Below are 1,206 nucleotides of genomic sequence, written 5' to 3' on the forward strand. Positions count from 1 at the left end.
TGTGTTTGATCCCAATTCTGTAAATCCGGAAGAGGCGAAACTCGGAGGAAAAACGATTGAATATGCAGGGGTAACCATGAAAACGACTCCGGGAGGTTCTGATGAAGCTGTTATAGTGTTCAGAAACGGATCTAATACATTGCAGTATTCCACAGGGAAGAGTCTTGAGTATGCAGGCAAGGCAATTTCGAGTATGGATGTGCCTATGCTTATAGATCTGGAACTTGTTGACAGTGTCAGAGATCTGCTTGTCGGCAGGAAAGTCTGGACCAGATCACAGTTATGGTATGACTTTGACGGTACCCGGATAGACGGACGCAAATTCGTGCCGGTAGAAATCACGGATGTCCGTCCCGGCACGATGGTATTTCCCCTCTGTATAAATATAACTGATGAAAAGGGCGCACCTGCCATGTTGTATATGAATGTAGGAACAGCCGGTATGGAAAGCCGGACTTTCCAGAATATATTCAGCCTTTCCGATCCAAAGGAGCGTTATCCCGGCATTGACAAAGAGGTGTGGTCGCTGATTCAACAGGGAAAAGTAAGGCTCGGTATGACAAAAGAGGAATGCAAACTTTCTCTTGGTAATCCGACCGATGTCAATTCCGGTCATGACTGGAATTCCANAATTGATTTCTGGCAATATCCAAATGGCTCATATCTGAGGTTTCAGGACGGGTTGCTTGTGTCGTTCAGGAATTAAAAAATTGATTTAACAGTTTTCTGGGCGTTTCTGAAGAAATACGATCAGAAAAATAGATAAAAGTATGGTGGAAATCATAGAAAACAAAGATATAACATCCTTCACAACCTTCGGTATTCCGGTGAAGGCAAGATATTTTGCCGAGTACTCATCAGAGAGAGAGCTTCTGGCATTGTCAAGAAAAGAGGAATTTATGAACAACGAGGTCCTTCACATCGGAGGAGGCAGCAATCTGCTTTTTCTTGAAGACTTCGGCGGTCTTGTGCTGCATTCGGCAATAAAGGGCATTAAGGAATATCGCAAAGATGACGAAACTGTGTATGCCATAGCCGGTGCCGGAGAAAAATGGACTGACTTTGTGGATTGGTGTCTTGAACGGAATCTTGCGGGAGTGGAGAATCTTGCGCATATCCCCGGAGAGGCAGGTCCTTCGGCGCTTGAGAATGTCGGAGCTTACGGCGTTGTGGCCAAGGATGTGATACATGCGGTAGCATGTTTTG

Annotated in this window: 1 protein-coding gene; it reads left to right on the top strand. The window is 45.2% G+C overall.

Annotation, left to right across the window (positions count from 1 at the left end):
• Window positions 1-770: 770 nt before the first annotated feature.
• Window positions 771-1,206, top strand: a 436-nt coding sequence (locus tag JX312_RS13820) for an FAD-binding protein (protein WP_204458499.1), incomplete at its 3' end; no start/stop codon positions are given.

Origin of the sequence: Barnesiella sp. CU968, from assembly GCF_905219685.1 — a bacterium.
GTDB classification, from domain to species: Bacteria; Bacteroidota; Bacteroidia; order Bacteroidales; family Muribaculaceae; genus Lepagella; species Lepagella muris_A.